The 18,516-nt window shown below is 70.6% G+C and carries 15 protein-coding genes and 2 pseudogenes; 9 read left to right on the top strand and 8 right to left on the bottom strand.

Features of this window, described 5'->3' with window-relative positions:
* Window positions 1–130 precede the first annotated feature (130 nt).
* The 5 genes and pseudogenes from dnaK to clpB all read left to right on the top strand — a co-directional run bounded on the left by dnaK (window position 131) and on the right by clpB (window position 6,979).
* A complete protein-coding gene (gene dnaK, locus GEV43_RS13375) occupies window positions 131–2,002 on the top strand; it encodes a molecular chaperone DnaK (protein WP_160820977.1) in 1,872 nt (623 codons plus the stop codon).
* Window positions 1,999–2,643: a nucleotide exchange factor GrpE gene (gene grpE / locus GEV43_RS13370; RefSeq protein WP_160820976.1), complete on the top strand. Its 645-nt coding sequence runs from the start codon at window positions 1,999–2,001 to the stop codon at window positions 2,641–2,643. The genes dnaK and grpE overlap by 4 nt, the downstream gene beginning before the upstream one ends.
* 90 nt (window positions 2,644–2,733) lie before the next feature.
* Window positions 2,734–3,908 (top strand): annotated as a pseudogene (gene dnaJ / locus GEV43_RS13365) (molecular chaperone DnaJ).
* A gap of 4 nt (window positions 3,909–3,912) precedes the next feature.
* Entirely contained in the window at window positions 3,913–4,362 is a 450-nt protein-coding gene (locus GEV43_RS13360) for a heat shock protein transcriptional repressor HspR (protein ID WP_160820975.1), read from the top strand.
* A gap of 19 nt (window positions 4,363–4,381) precedes the next feature.
* A complete protein-coding gene (gene clpB / locus GEV43_RS13355) occupies window positions 4,382–6,979 on the top strand; it encodes an ATP-dependent chaperone ClpB (RefSeq protein ID WP_160820974.1) in 2,598 nt (865 codons plus the stop codon).
* 97 nt (window positions 6,980–7,076) lie between these two features.
* Here the strand turns inward: clpB and GEV43_RS13350 are convergent, their stop codons facing one another.
* Window positions 7,077–7,889, bottom strand: a complete 813-nt coding sequence (locus GEV43_RS13350) for a helix-turn-helix transcriptional regulator (protein ID WP_160820973.1) — start codon at window positions 7,887–7,889, stop codon at window positions 7,077–7,079.
* 232 nt (window positions 7,890–8,121) lie between these two features.
* On the opposite strand from GEV43_RS13350, the gene GEV43_RS13345 reads away from it, so the two are divergent.
* The gene (locus GEV43_RS13345; protein ID WP_160820972.1) at window positions 8,122–9,411 is read left to right on the top strand and encodes a HEAT repeat domain-containing protein; all 1,290 of its coding nucleotides are present in this window, start codon (window positions 8,122–8,124) and stop codon (window positions 9,409–9,411) included.
* 242 nt (window positions 9,412–9,653) lie between these two features.
* The gene (locus GEV43_RS13340; protein WP_160820971.1) at window positions 9,654–10,043 is read left to right on the top strand and encodes a DUF2267 domain-containing protein; all 390 of its coding nucleotides are present in this window, start codon (window positions 9,654–9,656) and stop codon (window positions 10,041–10,043) included.
* 28 nt (window positions 10,044–10,071) lie between these two features.
* On the opposite strand, the pseudogene GEV43_RS13335 reads toward GEV43_RS13340, so the two are convergent.
* From GEV43_RS13335 to GEV43_RS13325, 3 genes and pseudogenes are all read right to left on the bottom strand, one after another.
* Window positions 10,072–10,949, bottom strand: a pseudogene (locus GEV43_RS13335) (SMP-30/gluconolactonase/LRE family protein).
* A 58-nt stretch (window positions 10,950–11,007) separates the two neighbouring features.
* Window positions 11,008–11,952, bottom strand: a complete 945-nt coding sequence (locus tag GEV43_RS13330; protein WP_160820970.1) for a sugar kinase — start codon at window positions 11,950–11,952, stop codon at window positions 11,008–11,010.
* Between the two features lie 30 nt (window positions 11,953–11,982).
* Window positions 11,983–12,864 carry a bifunctional 4-hydroxy-2-oxoglutarate aldolase/2-dehydro-3-deoxy-phosphogluconate aldolase gene (locus tag GEV43_RS13325; RefSeq protein WP_206681153.1) on the bottom strand — a complete coding sequence of 294 codons (882 nt, stop codon included), beginning with the start codon at window positions 12,862–12,864 and terminating at the stop codon, window positions 11,983–11,985.
* Between the two features lie 301 nt (window positions 12,865–13,165).
* On the opposite strand from GEV43_RS13325, the gene GEV43_RS13320 reads away from it, so the two are divergent.
* Complete coding sequence (locus tag GEV43_RS13320; protein ID WP_160820969.1) at window positions 13,166–13,987, top strand: aldo/keto reductase; 822 nt, start codon at window positions 13,166–13,168, stop codon at window positions 13,985–13,987.
* 115 nt (window positions 13,988–14,102) lie between these two features.
* Here GEV43_RS13320 and GEV43_RS13315 read toward each other — a convergent pair whose 3' ends face one another.
* Window positions 14,103–14,546: a cupin domain-containing protein gene (locus GEV43_RS13315; RefSeq protein ID WP_241682882.1), complete on the bottom strand. Its 444-nt coding sequence runs from the start codon at window positions 14,544–14,546 to the stop codon at window positions 14,103–14,105.
* Between the two features lie 167 nt (window positions 14,547–14,713).
* Between GEV43_RS13315 and GEV43_RS13310 the strand changes: the two genes are divergently transcribed.
* Window positions 14,714–15,469 carry a helix-turn-helix transcriptional regulator gene (locus tag GEV43_RS13310; protein ID WP_160820968.1) on the top strand — a complete coding sequence of 252 codons (756 nt, stop codon included), beginning with the start codon at window positions 14,714–14,716 and terminating at the stop codon, window positions 15,467–15,469.
* A 14-nt stretch (window positions 15,470–15,483) separates the two neighbouring features.
* Here GEV43_RS13310 and GEV43_RS13305 read toward each other — a convergent pair whose 3' ends face one another.
* The 3 genes from GEV43_RS13305 to GEV43_RS13295 form a co-directional block, all read right to left on the bottom strand.
* Window positions 15,484–15,819, bottom strand: coding sequence for a YnfA family protein (locus tag GEV43_RS13305; RefSeq protein ID WP_160820967.1), 336 nt, complete (start codon window positions 15,817–15,819; stop codon window positions 15,484–15,486).
* Between the two features lie 109 nt (window positions 15,820–15,928).
* Entirely contained in the window at window positions 15,929–17,287 is a 1,359-nt protein-coding gene (dctA, locus tag GEV43_RS13300; protein ID WP_160820966.1) for a C4-dicarboxylate transporter DctA, read from the bottom strand.
* Between the two features lie 142 nt (window positions 17,288–17,429).
* A complete protein-coding gene (locus tag GEV43_RS13295) occupies window positions 17,430–18,485 on the bottom strand; it encodes a tartrate dehydrogenase (RefSeq protein ID WP_160820965.1) in 1,056 nt (351 codons plus the stop codon).
* Window positions 18,486–18,516: the final 31 nt, after the last annotated feature.

The following is an 18,516-nucleotide window of genomic DNA, read 5'->3' as shown; positions in this document are numbered from 1 at the left end:
CAAGTCATTTGACAGAGCGAACGGCCCGAGGCAACCTAGGCCACTAGAGAACTCGACCGGCCGCACCCTGGGGGAAGCGACCGGGGGCGATACGGAAAGACCCGAAAGCAGACCACGGAGGACGAGAGACATGGCACGTGCGGTCGGCATCGACCTCGGGACGACCAACTCGGTCGTCGCGATCCTGGAGGGCGGCGAGCCCACCGTCATCGCCAACGCGGAGGGGTCGCGGACCACGCCGTCCGTCGTCGCCTTCGCCAAGAACGGCGAGGTCCTCGTCGGTGAGGTCGCCAAGCGCCAGGCGGTGACCAACGTCGACCGGACGATCCGTTCGGTCAAGCGCGAGATGGGCACCGACTGGAAGACCTCCATCGACGGCAAGGACTTCACCCCGCAGCAGATCAGCGCGTTCGTGCTGCAGAAGCTCAAGCGGGACGCCGAGTCCTACCTCGGTGAGACGGTCACCGACGCGGTCATCACCGTGCCGGCGTACTTCTCCGACCACCAGCGGCAGGCCACCAAGGAGGCCGGGCAGATCGCGGGGCTGAACGTCCTGCGCATCATCAACGAGCCCACCTCCGCGGCGCTCGCCTACCACCTGGAGAAGGAGAACGAGGCCACCATCCTGGTGTTCGACCTCGGCGGCGGCACGTTCGACGTGTCCCTGCTGGAGGTCGGCGACGGCGTGGTCGAGGTCAAGGCCACCAGCGGCGACAACCACCTCGGCGGCGACGACTGGGACCAGAAGGTCGTCGACTGGCTGGTGGAGAAGTTCAAGAACGCCAACGGCGTCGACCTGTCCAAGGACAAGATGGCGCTCCAGCGGCTGCGCGAGGCGGCGGAGAAGGCCAAGATCGAGCTGTCCGGCTCGTCCGAGACGCAGATCAACCTGCCCTACATCACCGCCTCCAGCGAGGGGCCGCTGCACCTCGACGAGAAGCTCACCCGCGGCGAGTTCCAGCGCATGACCGCCGACCTGCTGGAGCGGACGAAGGCGCCGTTCAACCAGGTCCTCAAGGACGCCGGGATCACGGTCGACGGCATCCACCAGGTCGTGATGGTCGGCGGCTCCACCCGGATGCCCGCCGTCAGCGAGCTGGTCAAGGAGCTGACCGGCGGCAAGGAGCCCAACAAGGGCGTCAACCCGGACGAGGTCGTCGCGATCGGCGCCTCGCTCCAGGCGGGCGTGCTGAAGGGCGAGGTCAAGGACGTCCTTCTGCTGGATGTGACCCCGCTGAGCCTCGGCATCGAGACCAAGGGCGGCATCTTCACCAAGATCATCGAGCGGAACACCACGATCCCGACCAAGCGGTCCGAGACGTTCACCACCGCCGACGACAACCAGCCGTCCGTGGAGATCCAGGTCTACCAGGGCGAGCGCGAGATCGCCGCGTACAACAAGAAGCTCGGCACCTTCCAGCTCACCGGCCTGCCGCCGGCGCCGCGCGGCGTCCCGCAGATCGAGGTCACCTTCGACATCGACGCCAACGGCATCGTCAACGTCAGTGCGAAGGACCAGGGCACCGGCCGGGAGCAGTCGATGGTCATCACCGGCGGCAGCGCGCTGCCGAAGGAGGACATCGACAAGATGATGCGGGAGGCCGAGCAGTACGCCGAGGACGACCGCAAGCGCAAGGAGGAGGCCGAGGTCCGCAACCAGGCCGACACCCTCGCGTACTCGACCGAGAAGTTCCTGCGGGAGAACGACGAGAAGGTCCCCGCGGAGCTGAAGACCGAGGTCGAGGAGGCCGTCGCCGAGGTCAAGAAGAACCTCGAGGGCACCGACGTCGACGCGATCCGCAGCAGCGCCGAGAAGCTGGCCCAGGTCAGCCAGAAGATGGGCGCCGCGATGTACGCCCAGAACCCCGAGGGCGGCGCCGCGCCGGGCGACCCCGGCCCCACGGCCGACGCCCAGGGCGGCGCCGACGGGCAGGCGCAGGACGACGAGGTCGTCGACGCCGAGATCGTGGACGACGAGAAGCCGAAGGGCGGTGCCGCGTGACGAACCCGGCCGGAAGCGGCGAGGGCGAGGAGCGCGAGGGGCCGGTGATCCGCGACAGGCGGCGCATCGATCCCGAGACCTTCACCGTCCGCGAGGCCGAGGGCGGCGGGGGCGCGGCGGAGACGCCCGCCCCCGGCGCCCCGGCCGGGGGCGAGGCCCCCGCGGCGGGCGAGGAGGTCGCGGCGCTCAAGGAGCAGCTCGCCGAACGCACGCTCGACCTCCAGCGGCTCCAGGCGGAGTACGCCAACTACCGCAAGCGCGTCGAGCGCGACAAGGGCCTGCTCCGCGAGCAGGCGGTCGGCAGCGTGCTGAACGAGCTGCTGCCGATCCTCGACGACATCGGCCGCGCCCGTGACCACGAGGAGCTGACCGGCGGGTTCAAGTCCGTCGGCGAGGCCCTGGAGGCGACGGTCGGCAAGCTCGGGCTGGAACGGTACGGCGAGAAGGGCGAGCCGTTCGACCCGACCGTGCACGAGGCGCTGATGCACGGCTACTCGGCGGAGGTGACGGAGACCAGCGTGTCCGACGTCCTCCAGCCGGGGTACCGGATCGGGGAGCGGGTCCTGCGGCCCGCGCGGGTGGCGGTGGCCGAGCCCGACCCGAACGCCGAGGGCGGCGACGACGCCCCCGCAGGCGAGTGATCGATCCGGGCGGTCCCGTCCGGCACGGGGCGGGACCGCCCGGGGCATGTACGACCCAAGGCAAGTGGCGATAGCAGAGAGCGGGGCGCCGTGAGCACCAAGGACTACCTGGAGAAGGACTACTACAAGGTCCTCGGTGTCTCGAAGACGGCCTCCCAGGACGAGATCAAGAAGTCCTACCGCAAGCTGGCCCGCAAGTACCACCCCGACGCCAACAAGGGCGACTCCGACGCCGAGGACCGCTTCAAGGAGGTCTCCGAGGCGTACGACGTCCTGTCGGACGAGAAGCGGCGCAAGGAGTACGACTCGGTGCGCTCGATGCCGAGCGGCTTCCGCGGGGGCCAGCAGGGCGGCGGCTTCGGCTTCGACCTGGGCGACCTGTTCGGGCAGTCCGGGGGCGCCGGCGGCGGGACGGGCGGCACGGGCGAACGGCTCGGCGACCTGTTCGGCGGCCTGTTCAACCGCGGCGGCGGGGGACCCGCACGAGCGGGACGCGGCGGGCCCGGCGCGGCACCGACGTCGAGACCGAGGTGACGCTGTCGTTCGGCCGTTCGATGAACGGCGTGACCGTGCCGATCAAGCTGACCAGCGAGGCGGCCTGCCCCACCTGCCACGGCACCGGCGCGAAGGCCGGCACCGTCCCGCGGGTGTGCGCCAACTGCGAGGGCACCGGGCAGGAGACCCGCAACCTCGGCAACTTCGGGTTCCAGGAGCCGTGCCACGTCTGCCACGGGCGGGGGCTGGTCGTCGACGACCCGTGCCCGACCTGCCACGGCAGCGGCCGCGCGACCGGGACCCGCACGATCCAGGCCCGCATCCCCGCGGGCGTCGCCGACGGGCAGAAGATCCGCCTGAAGGGCAAGGGCGCCCCGGGCGAGAACGGCGGCCCGTCCGGCGACCTGTACGTCAACATCAAGGTGCTGCCGCACCGGGTGTTCGGCCGCGCCGGCGACAACCTGACGCTGACGGTCCCGGTGACGTTCCCGGAGGCCGCGCTCGGGTCGGAGATCAGGGTGCCGACGTTCCAGGGCCAGCCGGTGACGCTGCGGCTGCCCGAGGGCACGCCCAACGGCCGGACGTTCCGCGTCCGCGGCCGGGGCGCCCCCCGGCGCGACGGCACCAAGGGCGACCTGCTCGTCACGGTCGACGTGCAGGTCCCGCAGAAGGTCGACGACCACACCCGCGAGGCGCTCGAACGGCTCCGCGAGGCGGGCGGCGGCGACGACCTGCGCAGCGAGCTGCTCCAGCAGGCGAGGGAGGAGTGAGGCCATGGACCCCTTCGGGGACGACACTCCTGTTTACGTGATCTCCGTCGCGGCGCAGCTCTCCGGGCTGCACCCGCAGACGCTCCGCACCTACGACCGGATGGGCCTGGTGTGCCCGGGCCGCACGGCCGGCCGGGGGCGCCGCTACTCGATGCGCGACATCGTGATGCTCCGCGAGATCCAGCGGCTCTCGCAGGAGGAGGGCATCAACCTGTCCGGCATCAAGCACATCCTCGAACTCCAGCGCGACAACGTGCGGCTCCGCGAGGAGCTGGTCAAGGCGCACGCCGCGCTCGACGAACTCGCGAACGAACTCGAATCGACCCGGGCCGTCGCCGCCCGCCTCGCGCAGCAGCGGCGCCGGGGCGACGACCCCGGTGGCACTCCCGGCGCCGACCTGGTGCCGATCCGCCGCACCAGCGTCGTGGTCTGGCACGAGCGCAACCGGGAGTAGAAGCACTACGGGGAGAGACATGGACTACAAGCTGACGCGCAAGAGCCAGGAGGCGGTGTCGGTCGCGGTCCGCAGGACGGCGGCCGAGGGCCACCCCCAGGTGGAGCCCCAGCACCTGCTCACGGCGCTGATCGGGCTGCCGGAGGGCACGGCCGTCCCGCTGCTGGAGGCGGTCGGCGCCGACTGGAAGGCCGTCCGCCGCCGCGCGGAGGAGCAGATCGACGCGATGCCGAAGGCGGCGGGCGCGACGGTGTCGTCGCCGCAGATGTCGCGGCAGCTCATCGTCGCGGTCAACACCGCCGCGAACCGGGCCAAGCAACTTGAGGACGAGTACGTCTCGACCGAGCACCTGCTCGTCGGCCTCGCCGCCGACGGCGGCCCCGCCGCGGGCCTGCTGAAGGAGTTCGGCGCGACGCCCGACGCGCTGCTGGAGGCGTTCGAACGGGTCCGCGGCCACGCCCGCGTGACCAGCGAGGACCCCGAGGACACCTACCAGTCGCTGGAGAAGTACGGCGTCGACCTCACCGCCGCGGCGCGGGAGGGGCGGCTCGACCCGGTGATCGGCCGCGACCCCGAGATCCGCCGCGTCGTCCAGGTGCTGTCGCGCCGGACCAAGAACAACCCGGTGCTGATCGGCGAGCCCGGCGTCGGCAAGACGGCCGTGGTGGAGGGCCTGGCGCAGCGGATCATCGCGGGCGACGTCCCCGAGTCCCTGCGCGGCAAGCGGCTGGTCTCGCTGGACCTCGGCGCGATGGTGGCCGGGGCGAAGTACCGGGGCGAGTTCGAGGAGCGGCTGAAGGCCGTCCTCAACGAGATCAAGCAGAGCGACGGGCAGATCGTCACGTTCATCGACGAGCTGCACACCGTCGTCGGCGCCGGCGCGGCCGAGGGCGCGATGGACGCCGGGAACATGCTCAAGCCGATGCTGGCGCGCGGCGAGCTGCGCATGATCGGCGCGACGACGCTGGACGAGTACCGCGAGCGGATCGAGAAGGACGCCGCCCTCGAACGCCGCTTCCAGCAGGTGCTGGTCGGCGAGCCGACGGTCGAGGACACGGTCGCGATCCTGCGCGGGCTGAAGGGCCGCTACGAGGCGCACCACAAGGTCCAGATCAACGACTCCGCGCTCGTCGCCGCCGCGACGCTCTCCGACCGCTACATCACCTCGCGCTTCCTGCCGGACAAGGCGATCGACCTGGTGGACGAGTCGGCGTCCCGGCTGCGCATGGAGATCGACTCGCGCCCGGTCGAGCTGGACGAGCTCCAGCGGTCGGTCGACCGGCTGCGGATGGAGGAGATGGCCGTCGCCAAGGAGACCGACGAGGCGTCCAAGCAGCGCCTCGAACGGCTCCGCAAGGACCTGGCCGACCGGCAGGAGCAGCTCACGAGCATGGTCGGCCGGTGGGAGCGGGAGAAGGCCGGGCTGAACCGGGTCGGCGAGATCAAGGAGCGCATCGACCAGCTCCGCGGCGAGGCGGAGCGCGCCCAGCGCGACGGCGACCTCGAAACGTCCGCCCGCCTCACCTACGGCGAGATCCCCGAGCTGGAGAAGCAGCTCGGCGAGGCGTCCGAGCAGGCCGACAACCGCGACGCGATGGTCAAGGAGGAGGTCGGCCCCGACGACGTCGCCGACGTGGTCGCGTCCTGGACCGGCATCCCGGCGGGCCGCCTGCTGGAGGGCGAGACCGCCAAGCTCCTGCGCATGGAGGACGAGCTGGGCAAGCGCCTGATCGGCCAGCGCACGGCCGTGCAGGCGGTGTCGGACGCGGTCCGCCGCGCCCGCGCGGGCGTCTCCGACCCCGACCGCCCGACCGGCTCGTTCCTGTTCCTCGGCCCGACCGGCGTCGGCAAGACCGAGCTGGCGAAGGCGCTCGCCGACTTCCTGTTCGACGACGAGCGGGCGATCACCCGCATCGACATGAGCGAGTACGGCGAGAAGCACTCGGTCGCGCGCCTGGTCGGCGCGCCTCCCGGCTACGTCGGCTACGAGGAGGGCGGCCAGCTCACCGAGGCCGTCCGCCGCCGCCCCTACTCGGTCGTCCTGCTGGACGAGGTGGAGAAGGCGCACGCGGAGGTCTTCGACGTCCTGCTCCAGGTGCTGGACGACGGCCGCCTCACCGACGGGCAGGGCCGCACGGTCGACTTCCGCAACACGATCCTGATCCTGACGTCCAACATCGGGTCGCAGTTCCTGGTCGACCCGAAGCTGGAGAACGGGGCGAAGCGGGAGGCCGTCCTCGGCGCGGTGCGCGAGTCGTTCAAGCCCGAGTTCCTGAACCGCCTGGACGACGTGATCATCTTCGACGCGCTGTCCACGGCCGACCTGACCCGCATCGTGGACCTCCAGGTCGACAAGCTGGCCGCCCGCCTCGCGGACCGGCAGCTCGCGCTGACCGTCACCGACGCGGCCCGCGAGTGGCTGGCCCTCACCGGCTACGACCCGCTGTACGGCGCCCGCCCGCTGCGCCGCCTCGTCCAGACGGCGATCGGCGACCAGCTCGCGAAGGAGCTGCTGGCCGGAGAGGTCCGCGACGGCGACGAGGTCCTGGTCGACCTGGACGAGCCGTCCGACCGCCTGAAGGTCTCGTCCGCCAAGGGCCTGACCCTGACGAAGTAGCGAAAGGGCGCCCCGCTCGTGCGGGGCGCCTTGTCGCTGCTCCGGGACGGCTTTTCGCCGCTCCGGGACATCGGGGACTCGCGCCGGACGATTCGGCTCACTTCATGGACTCGATGGCTTCGCGGATCAGACGTTCGGACACCGCGCGGGGCTGCGCGTCCGCGTTGAGCCTGTCGTACCGGAGCCGGTACTCCGCGACCTTTTCGGGGTCTTCGATGAGCCTGCCGCCTCCCACGGCCTCCGTATAAGCGCAATTTCCCTTGGGGCCTTGGAGGAGTTGGAACGATCCGTCCAATCCCAGGTGCGCTCCGGTGCCCCTTGCGACCACGCGGATGATGACGTTCTTCCATTGGGACGCTTCGAGAAGCAGCAGGAGTTGCCGCCGCATGACCTCCGGCCCGCCGACCGGGTCGAGCAGTGCGCTCTCCTTGATGAGTATCCGCAGTTCGGGCGGCTTCTCCCGGCACAGGACCCGCTGCCTGTCCAGACGCTCGCGAACGGCCCTGTCAATGTCGGTGACGGCCGTGGACACCTGGAACAGGGCGGTCATGTAAGCCTCGGTCTGGAGGAGGCCGGGCACCAGCAGCGCCGAGTACGCCTCGATGCGGTCGGCGGACTGCTCGTAGCGGGTGAACTCGTGGTACCAGTCGGGATCGTGCGGGCGGTCCCGGAACCTGACCAGGCGGGCGAAATGCCCTCGGGTGTTCCAGCGCTCGTCCAGGATCTCGGCGTGCTTCATCTGGAGGTTCGCGTCGCCCGCCTCGATATTCGACACCTGGCTTTTCGTGATGCCCAGCAGGCGGGCCACCTCCACGCCGGTCATGTTGTACGTGATGCGGAAGAGCCGCAGGTTGGTGGCTATCCAGTGCTTCGGATTGTGATCCGGATCGAGCTCGTCCGCCCGGGTCATCGGCCCTCCCGCAAGATCTGGCGCGTACATTCTCACCGATTGAATGCGTCGAGGCACACACGGTAATGCACGCCGGTAGTCACCCGGGCAGAAACTGGGGAGTCAGAATATGGTTGACGCGTCCTCCGCCCGCCGCCCTCCGACGCCGGCCGGGACCGGTCCCGGCGGACGCGTGCCAGGGTGCCGGCTGGGCCCAGGCCCGCCGCGAGCATCGACGTGAGAACGGAACCCGATGGCCGACGATCTGGACGAGCTGATCGAGAGACTGGCGTACTGGCGGACCTCGGACGACGGGTACGACAGCCCGAGCCCGCGGCACCGGGCGATCGACGCGTTGCGGGAACGCGGGCCCGAGGTGGTGCCGGTGCTCGCCGGGCGGCTGCGGGAACTGCTGGCCGAGATCGACGAGAACCGCCGGCGGGCCGACGCCGTTCAGCGGGCGTGGGACGCCTGGTACGACGAGGCCGACCGCCTGCGCGGCGAGCACGGTCTCGGCGTCGATATCAGCCGTTACAGCACCATCTCGGACGAGAGCCTGCCGCAGCCCGTCGATTTCACAGACCCCTACGACCTCAGGCAGGGGATCATCGAGGCCCTGCACCGCATCGGGGACGAACGGGCCGCACCCGCCCTGGTCGCGGCACTGGGGGACCGCGCCTGCGTCAACACGGCGGCAAGGGCGCTGCGCGACGTTCACTCCGACCAGGCGGTGCCCGCGCTGCTGGACGCGGCCGCTCTGGTGGAGCCCGATCGTGACCTGCTCAATGCGTTCGAGCACTACGGGATCACGCTGGCGCAGGCGCGGCGGCGGTTCGAGGCCGAAACCTCCCCGCAGGGACGTCTCCACCTGATGGCGCTGTTGGAACGCCTCCCCGACGACGGCACGGGACGGCCCGACCCGGCGGAGAACAGGGGGGCCCTGGCCTACTTCGCCATCGACGACAGGGACACGATCGCGCGGTGGAAGGCCCTCAACGCGCTCAACCAGATCGATGACCCGTCGGCCGACGGGCTGGCCATCGGCATGGAGGACCCGCCCTCGGCCGAAGTCGTACGCGTCGCGATCGTCGCCGCCGCCCACGGCCGCCCACCCGGGTACGACCTCAAACTCGTCCGCAGCATCACCCGGATCAAAGGCACCCTCTCCGGAACGCGAGCCGTCGAATCCCTGCTGACCCAGGAATCACCCGAGCCCGACACCGAAGAACTCGTGCTCGCGCTGCGCCTCGTCCTGGGCGCGAACGGCTCCCACCTGGAGGACCCCGTCCGGCTGGTCGGGGCACTGCACCGGCTCTCCTCACATGCCGAGGTCGGAGCGCGTGCCGACTTCGCCCTGCGCCGCCACAGAGCCCTGCTCTTCGAGCGGATGCTCCACGACGACGAGGCCGTACGCCGGCGGGCCCAGTCCCTGTTCGACGACATCGCCACTCCGGACGACCGCACCGCGTTCGCCGCCTTCAAGGCAACCCGAGGCAATCGGCTGACCAAACTGCTGCGCCGCCTCAAGAGCCCCCGATCGTGACGTTCTCGCCGTGATCCCAGCTCCCAGAACCGCCTTGGCCACTGATGGGACGAGGCGTTCAGCCAGGCGCGGGGATTGGTCGGCCGTTCACTGGGGAGTGTGCTCAATGGTGGGGCTTTGAAGGTCGTGGACGGTGAATCGGCTGGTGCGGCGCGCTGGCCGGGGCTTCGGCCGGTCCGGGCGAGCCGTTCGAGGCGAGCCGTTCGGGGCGCACCGTTCGGGGCGAACGCAGGGAGGGCGGGATGAAGGAGCGCGAGCTGGTTTCGGCGGTGCGTGAGAGCGCGGCCATCGCGGCGGACGAGCACGCGGATCGGGCCGTGCGGGCGACGCTGATGGTGTTGGGGGAGCGGTTGGCGGGGGAGGAGAGCGGCGATCTCGCTGTGCGGCTGCCGCCGGAGTTGGCGGAGGTGCTGCCGGAGGAGGGGCGGGGCGAGCAGTTCGGCGTGCGGGAGTTCTACGAGCGGGTGGCCGGGGTGGAGGGGGTCAACGATGTGCGGCTCGCGCGGCGCCATGCGCGTGCGGTGCTGGCGGTGATCAGGTCGTTGATCCCGCTGGAGCAGTACGAGCATCTGACCGCGCGTCTCCCGGACGACTACGACGACCTGCTCAACCCCCAACCCGTCCGCCGCTAGACGCTCGGAGGGGCGGTCCCGCCGACCGTCAGGACGACCAGGCGAACGTGCGCGTGCCGCGGGCGGCGACGTCGGCCAGGAACAGGTGGCCGGAGGCCGGGTACGCGGCCAGGTCGGCATCCGGCAGTTCGTCCGTGGCGGTGGTGATCAGCAGGCGGTCGCGGTCGGGACCGACGAAGGCGACGCTGGAGGTGTGCGGCGCCGGCACCCGTACGGTCGCCAGGACCTCCCCCTGGGGGAGAAGCATCTGACCTCTCCGCCACCCCAGATCGCCGTCCACAGGTTGCCGTCGGTGTCGACGCAGATCCCGTCGGGGTCTCCGTCCCGGACGGTGAAGGCGGTTTCGCGCCGTCCGCACTTTCCCGACGCCGCGTCGTAGGGGCGGGCCCATACGGTTCCCGGCGTGGTGTCGACCGTGTAGAGGACGCTGCCGTCCGGTGACCACGCGATGCCGTTCGACAGGGCGAGATCGTTGTCGAGAACGGTCACCTCGCCAGCAGGGTCGAGCTGGTAGAGCGACTCCCTGTGGGCGGGCTCGCCGAGCGACAGGGTGCCGACCAGGAACCTGCCGCGCGGGTCGCACGCCCCGTCGTTGAACCGGCGGCGCTCGCCCTCGCGAACGGGGCGGGCGACCTCGGTGAGGCGGCCGTCGGCGGTCAGCAGGTGAACGGCGTGGCGGCCCGCGACGAGCAGTTCCCCGGACGCGGCGGGCACCACCGCGCCGACCGTGTCGTCCACGTGCCGGGACGAGGTCGGGACGACGCGATCGCCGTCCAGCGTCCCGATGTGCACATCGCCCGCGGCGATGTCCACCCAGAGCACGCGCTCGCGCGCATCGTCCCAGACCGGCCCCTCCGCGAGTTGCCAGGCTTGGTCCGAGGCGACCTCGGCCACGTACTCCTTCATTCCTCAGCCCATTTCTTAAAGCAGGGTGATCGCGCGGTATCCGGGTTATGGAAAAGACTCAGCGGACCGTCTTGTCGGTTTCCATGCGGCCGTCCAGTTCGGACAGGTGAGGCAGTCCCTCCCAGTCGCCCCGCGTCCCGACGGTGCACGCCGCGCAGGTCGTGGCCCACCGCAGCCGTTCGGGAATCGGCAGGCCGTGGGCTCGCGCCCCGAGATAGCCCGCCACGAAGCTGTCGCCCGCGCCGATCACGTCCATGACCGCGACGTTCATGCCCGCGACCTCGAACAGGTCTCCGTCCGCCGCGGCGCAGGCGCCGTCCTTGCCCCGTTTGACCACGACCTCGGTGGGACCGTGCCGCAAGAGTTCCCGGGCCGCGCTCAGGGGCTCGACTTCTTCGGTGACGATATGGAGTTCGTCGTGACCGACGAAGAGTACATCGGTGTGCGGCAGGATCTCGCGCACATCCTCCGGTGTCGGTCCGGAAAGCGCCCGGCGGTAATTGACGTCGAACGACACCAGGGCGCCGCGCTCCCTCGCCAGCTCGACGGCGCGGAGGACCGCGGCCCGGCAGCTCGGGCTCAACGCGGTCGTGATGCCGGTGAGGTGCACCATGTCGATCCCGTCGAACGCGGCGAAGGCCGCCTCGACGTCGTCGGCTCCCAGCCGGGTGCCCGAGCCGTGCTCGCGGTAGTACGACACCGACACGTAGTCCCGGGTGCGGTGGTCGCGCAGCATGAAACCGGTGGGCGCGTCCGGTACGAACCTGACGAACCGGGTGTCGACCCCCTCCGCGGCCAGCTCGCGGTGGACGCGCGCGCCGAGCTCGTCCGCGCCCAGCACTCCCACCCAGGCCGCGGTGTGGCCCAGCCGCCGCACGCCGATGGCGACGGTCGACTCCGCGCCCGCCGTCGACAGGTGGAGATCAGCGGCGTTGCGCAGCGGAGTGCCCACGGGGGTGGACGCGACTGCGAGGGTTTCGCCGATGGTGAGCAGGGTGGTCATCGAGGCTTCTCTCATCACGATCGCGGTGCTTCACTCGGACTTCGCGGCGGAGCACGCCGATCGGAGCTTCTCCACCCGTTCCGCCAGTTCCGTCAGCGATCCGCCTTTCGGAGCCGATCCCAGCAAGGGGCCGCCCATTCCCACCGCCGCCGCGCCCGCGGCGAGATAGGCCGGGGCTTCGGAAAGGCCGACGCCTCCGGTGGGGACCAGCGGAATGTCCGGGAAAGGGTCGGACAGCGAACGGATGTACGCCGGTCCTCCCAGCCCGGCCGGGAAGACCTTCACCGCCGTCGCGCCCGCCGTCCACGCGGTGAAGACCTCCGTCGGCGTCAGCGCGCCCGCCAGGATCGGCAGCGAGACCCTGCGCGCATACTCGATGACCTGCACGTTCGTCACGGGGGTGACGAGGAACCGGGCGCCGGCGTCCGCGGCGGCCTCGGCCTGCGCGACGGTGGTCACCGTGCCGACCCCGAGCTGGACGCGGCCGGGCAAGGTCCCGGCGAGCTCCCGGACGGCGGCCAACGCGCCGGGCGTCGTCAAGGAGAACTCCATGAGATGGACGCCGCAGTCCACCAGCGTCCGGGTCGTCGCGGGAAAGTGCTCAGTGCTGTCCGCTCGGAGAATGGCGACACAGCCATTTTCGCGAAGCATGTCGAGGTCGAGCTTTTCCATTGAGGTCATCCTTCGGAGCACATATCGATGAGAACCCTGCCGGGGCGTCCGCCCGGCGGCCAAGGGAATGGCGACCGTCTCGGTGGACGAGACGCGTTCCTCGCTGGAAAGACGCCGCACCTCCGACACCGTGCCGGGGCCCGCGCCGCCGGCTTCTGAGCCCGCCCACCAGACCTCGTCCGCCGTCGCGGCCACATCGACGTCGCCGCAGGCGGTGAAGAAAGCGGCCAGCGCGGACAAACCCTCCACAGAATACTGGGCCGCCGAAAACCCCCGCCGGAACGGGGCGGCGGGGAGGGAGCGGCTTCGTTTCGGGGTAGGAACGTTGGGGATCATCGTCACCCGGCGGCCGGACCGTGTCCGGCAGGCCGCCGGATGGCCCAGGTTGGAACGCTCCTCGCGGATGCGACGGCCGTTGAGGGCATCGAGTGGGCCGCGGAGGCGTTCCAGTGGGTGCCGGCACCGGCGGGACGCTCGTCCGCCCGGTGGTCCCGGCCGCCGCGCCCAGCGGCACGAACGCGTACCGGAGAAGGGAATGATCATGGATTTCGTCACCCTGAACAACGGGACGGTCATCCCGCAGCTCGGCTTCGGGGTCTGGCAGGTGCCCGACGACCAGGCGTACACCGCGGTGCGGACGGCGCTCGAGTCCGGGTACCGGCACATCGACACCGCGCGCCTGTACGAGAACGAGAGCGGCGTCGGCCGGGCGGTGAAGGACTCGGGGCTCGCGCGCGAGGAGGTGTTCATCACCACCAAGCTGTGGAACTCCGACCAGGGGCGCGACGCCGCGTTGAAGGCGTTCGACGCCAGCCTTGAGCGGCTCGGCACCGACTACGTCGACCTGTACCTGATCCACTGGCCCATGCCCGCCAGGGACCTGTACGTGGAGACGTACAAGGCGCTGGAGGAGATCTACGCGGACGGCCGCGCCAAGGCCATCGGCGTTTCCAACTTCACCACCGAGACCCTGGACCGGCTGCTCGCCGAGACCGGCGTCGTACCGGCCATCAACCAGATCGAGCTGCACCCGTACTTCAACCAGAGGGTCCTGCGCCGCCACGACGCCGACCACGGCATCGCCACCGAGGCGTGGAGCCCCCTCGGCCAGGGCGGCGACCTGCTGAACGAGCCCGTCCTCGCCCGTATCGCCGAAGCCCACGGCAAGACCGCGGCGCAGGTCGTCCTGCGCTGGCACCTGCACCTCGGCAACGTGGTGATCCCCAAGTCGGTGACGCCGGCCCGCATCGCCCAGAACATCGACGTCTTCGACTTCGAGCTCACCGACGGCGAGATGGCCGAGATCGCGACGCTCGACAGGCCCGACGGCCGCATCGGCCTCGACCCCGACACCTTCAACTAGCCGGGCGGACGGGACGAAGCCAGGGCACCCTGAGCCGCGCGCGGCGTCCAGGACGAGGACGTCGCGCGCGAGGGCTGCGGCGGTGGCGCGCGGCGAGAAGGCGTCGGGTCGGGGTCTACGTTTCCGAGGGGGTTCGGCGGGTCGGGGCCTGGGGCGGGTTCTCCGTGAACCATTCGACGATGCCCGGCATGAGCTCCTCGAAGGCGCCCGGGACCGAGATGTTCAGCACGCCCGCGCGGGCGGCGCTGCGGTTCTCGAAGTCGTGGGCGATCCCGCCCGGAACGAGGACGAACGATCCGGCCGGCGCGTCCGTCCAGCGGTCGTCCGTCAGGAAGCTCATGGTCCCCTCGATGACGTAGAAGACGTCGTCCTCGGGGTGGGAATGGCGGCCCGGCCCCGCCGTCCGCGGTTCCAGCCACCACTCCGAGATCGAGTACCGGCCGGCGGTCTCCGCCCCGTCCGCCTTGAAGACGGCCTGTATCCGGCCCATCGGGTACTCGCGGCCTTCGGCGGGAGCCAGGATGATCGGCGGCCTCCGGTCGGGGGTTGCTTCAGACATCGTTCGACCTCCGTTGTCGTGGCATCCATTACGGCAGGCGATCCCGCGGAAGTCTTGGACGAATGTGACCTCCGTTCCCGGTGGCGCGCGGTGCCGCGGGCGTACGGGTCGAGGCGGCCGGACCTGCGGCGGGCGGCCATGTCGGGTTTCGGATAAGATGTCGGAAAATGAGGGAGATCCGCCATCACCCGATCGCGCCGACCAGTGCGAAGTGGCTGGCGCCCGGGGGCACCATCGACGTCCACCGCCACGACAACCACCAGATCGCCTACGCCGGACGCGGGGTGCTGGCCGTCACCACCGACGCGGGATCATGGGTGGCCCCCGCCAACCGCGCCATCTGGATACCGGCGGGCGCCGTGCACGCCCACCGGGCCCACGGCGAGCTGCGGCTGCACCTGGTGGGACTGCCCGTCACCGACAACCCGCTCGGCCTGACCGAGCCCGCGGTGCTCACCGTCGACCCTCTCCTGCGGGAACTGATCCTGGAGTACACCCGCGACCACGATGCGGGCGACAGCCCGGAGCGCGTCCGGCTGCGAGCGGTCCTGCTCGACCGGTTGCGCGTCTCGTCGCAGCAGCCCCTGTACCTGCCCGCCCCGACCGACCCGCGCCTCAAGGCGCTGTGCGATCTCCTGCACGCCGACCCCGCCGACGACCGCACGCTGGCCGCACTGGGCAAGGAGGTCGGCGCCAGCGACCGCACCCTGTCCAGGCTCTTCCAAGCCGACCTCGGCATGACCTTCCCGCAATGGCGCACCCAGTTGCGCCTGTACCACGCACTGATGCTCCTGGCGGCCGACACGCCGGTGACCGCGGTGGCCCACCAGTGCGGCTGGTCGTCCGCCAGCGCCTTCATCGACATCTTCCGCCAAGCCTTCGGCCGCACCCCGAACGCCCACCGCCTGAACCTGAACGCCTGAGGCTCGACGCGCGGTCAGGTGTCGCGCGGGGCGTACATGATGACGGCGACGCCTGCCAGGCAGATCAGGGCTCCCGCGACGTCCCAGCGGTCGGGGCGGAATCCGTCGGCCACCATGCCCCAGGCCAGGGACCCGGCGACGAACACGCCGCCGTACGCGGCCAGGATGCGGCCGAAGTCAGCGTCGGGCTGCAAGGTGGCCACGAATCCGTAGAGTCCGAGAGCGATGACGCCCGCGCCGATCCAGAGCAGGCCGCGGTGCTCGCGCACGCCCTGCCAGACCAGCCAGGCACCGCCGATCTCCAGCAGGGCGGCCAAGACGAACAGCGCGATGGAACGGGCGATGAGCACGGTGGACGGTCTTTCTGATCGGCAACGGGCAGGCAAGCGGACGGTCCAGACGGCCGTCCAGGTGGTGGAGTCGGGTTCCAGGAGTCGACGCTTTCATGGAACCGCGGGGTCAGGCGGTGGTGAGGGTGGGGGCGGCGGGTTCGGAGGGGGCGGGCGGTTGGGGTTCGGGGACGCCGGTGCGGAGGACGCGGTTGACGCGGGCGGTGTCGAGGACGCGTTCCCAGCGGGCGACGACGAGGGTGGCGACGCTGTTGCCCGCGAGGTTGGTCAGGGCGCGGCACTCCGACATGAACTTGTCGATGCCGAAGATCAGCATGATGCCCGCGGCGGGGACCGTGTCGAGCGTGGACAGGGTGGCGGCGAGCGCGATGAAGCCCGCGCCGGTGATGCCGCCCGAGCCCTTGGACGTGAGGATCATGACCGCGAGCAGCCCGAGCTGGCCGCCGAGGTCCAGATCGGTGTCGGTGGCCTGGGCGATGTAGACGGCGGCCAGGGAGAGGTAGATCGAGCTGCCGTCGAGGTTGAACGAGTAGCCGGTCGGCACCGTGAGGCCGACGATCTCGCGGCGTACGCCGAGTCCTTCGAGCTTGGCCATGAGCCGGGGCAGCACGCTCTCGGAGGACGAGGTGCCGAGGACGATCAGGAACTCCTCGCGCAGGTAGCGCAGCAGCCGGAAGATGTTGATCTTCAGCAGGGCGGTGACGGCGCCGAGGACCGCCACGACGAAGAACGCCGAGGTGCCGTAGAACAGGCCGATGAGCTGGCCGAGGCTGGTGAGGGTGGAGATCCCGTACTTGCCGATCGTGTACGCCATCGCCCCGAACGCGCCGACGGGGGCGGCCTGCATGACGTAGTGGAGGACCTTGAAGACCACGGTGCTCAGCCGGTCGATCCCCTCGATGATCGGCCGTCCGGGCGGCCCGACGGCCTTGAGGGCGACGCCGAACAGCACCGAGACGAAGATGACCTGGAGGATGTTGCCCTCGGCGAACGCTCCGACCGCGCTGGACGGCACGATGTCGGTGAGGAAGTGCCACCAGCTCTGCTCCTCCCCGTCCTTGACGTACTGGGCCGCGTCGCCCGCCAGCCGCAGGTCGCCGGGATGGGCGTGCACGTCGGCGCCCGGCTGGAAGACGTTGACCGCGACCAGGCCGAGCGCCAGCGCGGCGAGGGTGCCGACCTGGAAGTAGGCCAGTGACTTCAGGCCGATCCGGCCGACCCGGCGCAGGCTGTCCACGCCGCCGATGCCCGCCACGATGGTGAGGAAGACGATCGGCGTGATGAGCATCTTGATCGCGGACACGAAGGTCGTGCCGACCGGTTCGAGCGCGACGCCCGCGGAGGGCCACAGCCAGCCGGTCAGGACGCCTGCGGTGATGGCCGTCAGCACCCAGAGGTAGAGCTGCTTGTACCAGGGTCTGGACGGTGTCGCGGGGAGGGCTGGGTGGGGGGACGCCGGTGCTGCCATGGCTCTCTCCTCATGGGGGTGAACGCGGCGGGAAGGCCAAGGGGGCGTACGGAACGGCCGCCGGGCCGTGCGCCCGCGTGCGCCCGCGCGACCCGCCGTCCGGTCCGGTGGGGCGGGCGCGTGGTGGGGCGAGGGGGGACGGTCAGAGGAGTTCGAGGAGTTTCTCGGTGAAGTCGGTGGTGGTCGCGGTTCCGCCCAGGTCAGGGGTGCGCAGGTCGGTCTTGGCGAGGACGGCGGCGATCGCGCCGGTCACGTCCCCGGCGGCCTCGGGGTGGCCCAGGTGGTCGAGCATCATGGCCGCCGACCAGATCGCGCCGAGCGGGTTGGCGATGCCCCGGCCGGCGATGTCGGGGGCGGACCCGTGGACCGGCTCGAACATCGAGGGGAACTCGCGTTCGGGGTTGAGGTTGGCGGCGGGCGCGATGCCGATCGAACCGGCGACGGCGGCGGCCAGGTCGCTGAGGATGTCGCCGAAGAGATTGGAGGCGACGACCACGTCGAAGCGGGCGGGATCGAGGACGAACTTGGCCGCCAGCGCGTCGATGTGCTCCTGGTCCCAGTCCACTTCCGGGTGGGAACGGCCGCGTTCGGCGACCAGCTCGTCCCAGAACGGAAGGGTGTGGACGATGCCGTTGGACTTGGTGGCCGAGATCAGCCTTCCGCCGCGCCGCGCGGCCAGTTCGAACGCGTAGTCCAGCACGCGCGTCACGCCGGTGCGGGTGAACACCGATTCCTGGACGGCGAGTTCGTCGGGGAAACCGCGGTTGAGGCGTCCGCCGATCTCGCTGTATTCGCCTTCGACGTTCTCCCGTACGACCACGAAATCGATTTCTCCGGGAGTGGCCGTCCGCAGCGGGCTGTCGATTCCCTCGAAGACGCGGATCGGTCGCACGTTGACGTACTGGCGGAATCCGCGGCGGATCGGAATCAGCAGCCCCCACAGCGACACGTGATCGGGTACGCCCGGATAGCCGACCGCGCCGAGCAGGATGGCGTCCTTGTCGCGGAGCAGGTCCAGGCCGTTCTGCGGCATCATCGCGCCCTCGCGGGCGTAACGTTCGCAGGACCAGTCGTACGTGGTGTAGGTGAAGCCGAAGCCGTGGCGGGCGCCCACGGCGTCGAGGACCCTGCGGGCGGGAGGCAGGACTTCCGCGCCGATTCCGTCGCCGGGGATCAGCGCGATGTGGTGGTTCGTCATGCGTCGATTGCAGCAATCCAGCCGTTCGCCC

The sequence above is a fragment of the Actinomadura sp. J1-007 genome (genome assembly GCF_009793335.1).
Lineage (GTDB): Bacteria > Actinomycetota > Actinomycetes > Streptosporangiales > Streptosporangiaceae > Spirillospora > Spirillospora yumaensis.
This window is presented reverse-complemented; position numbering and strand designations above follow the sequence as displayed.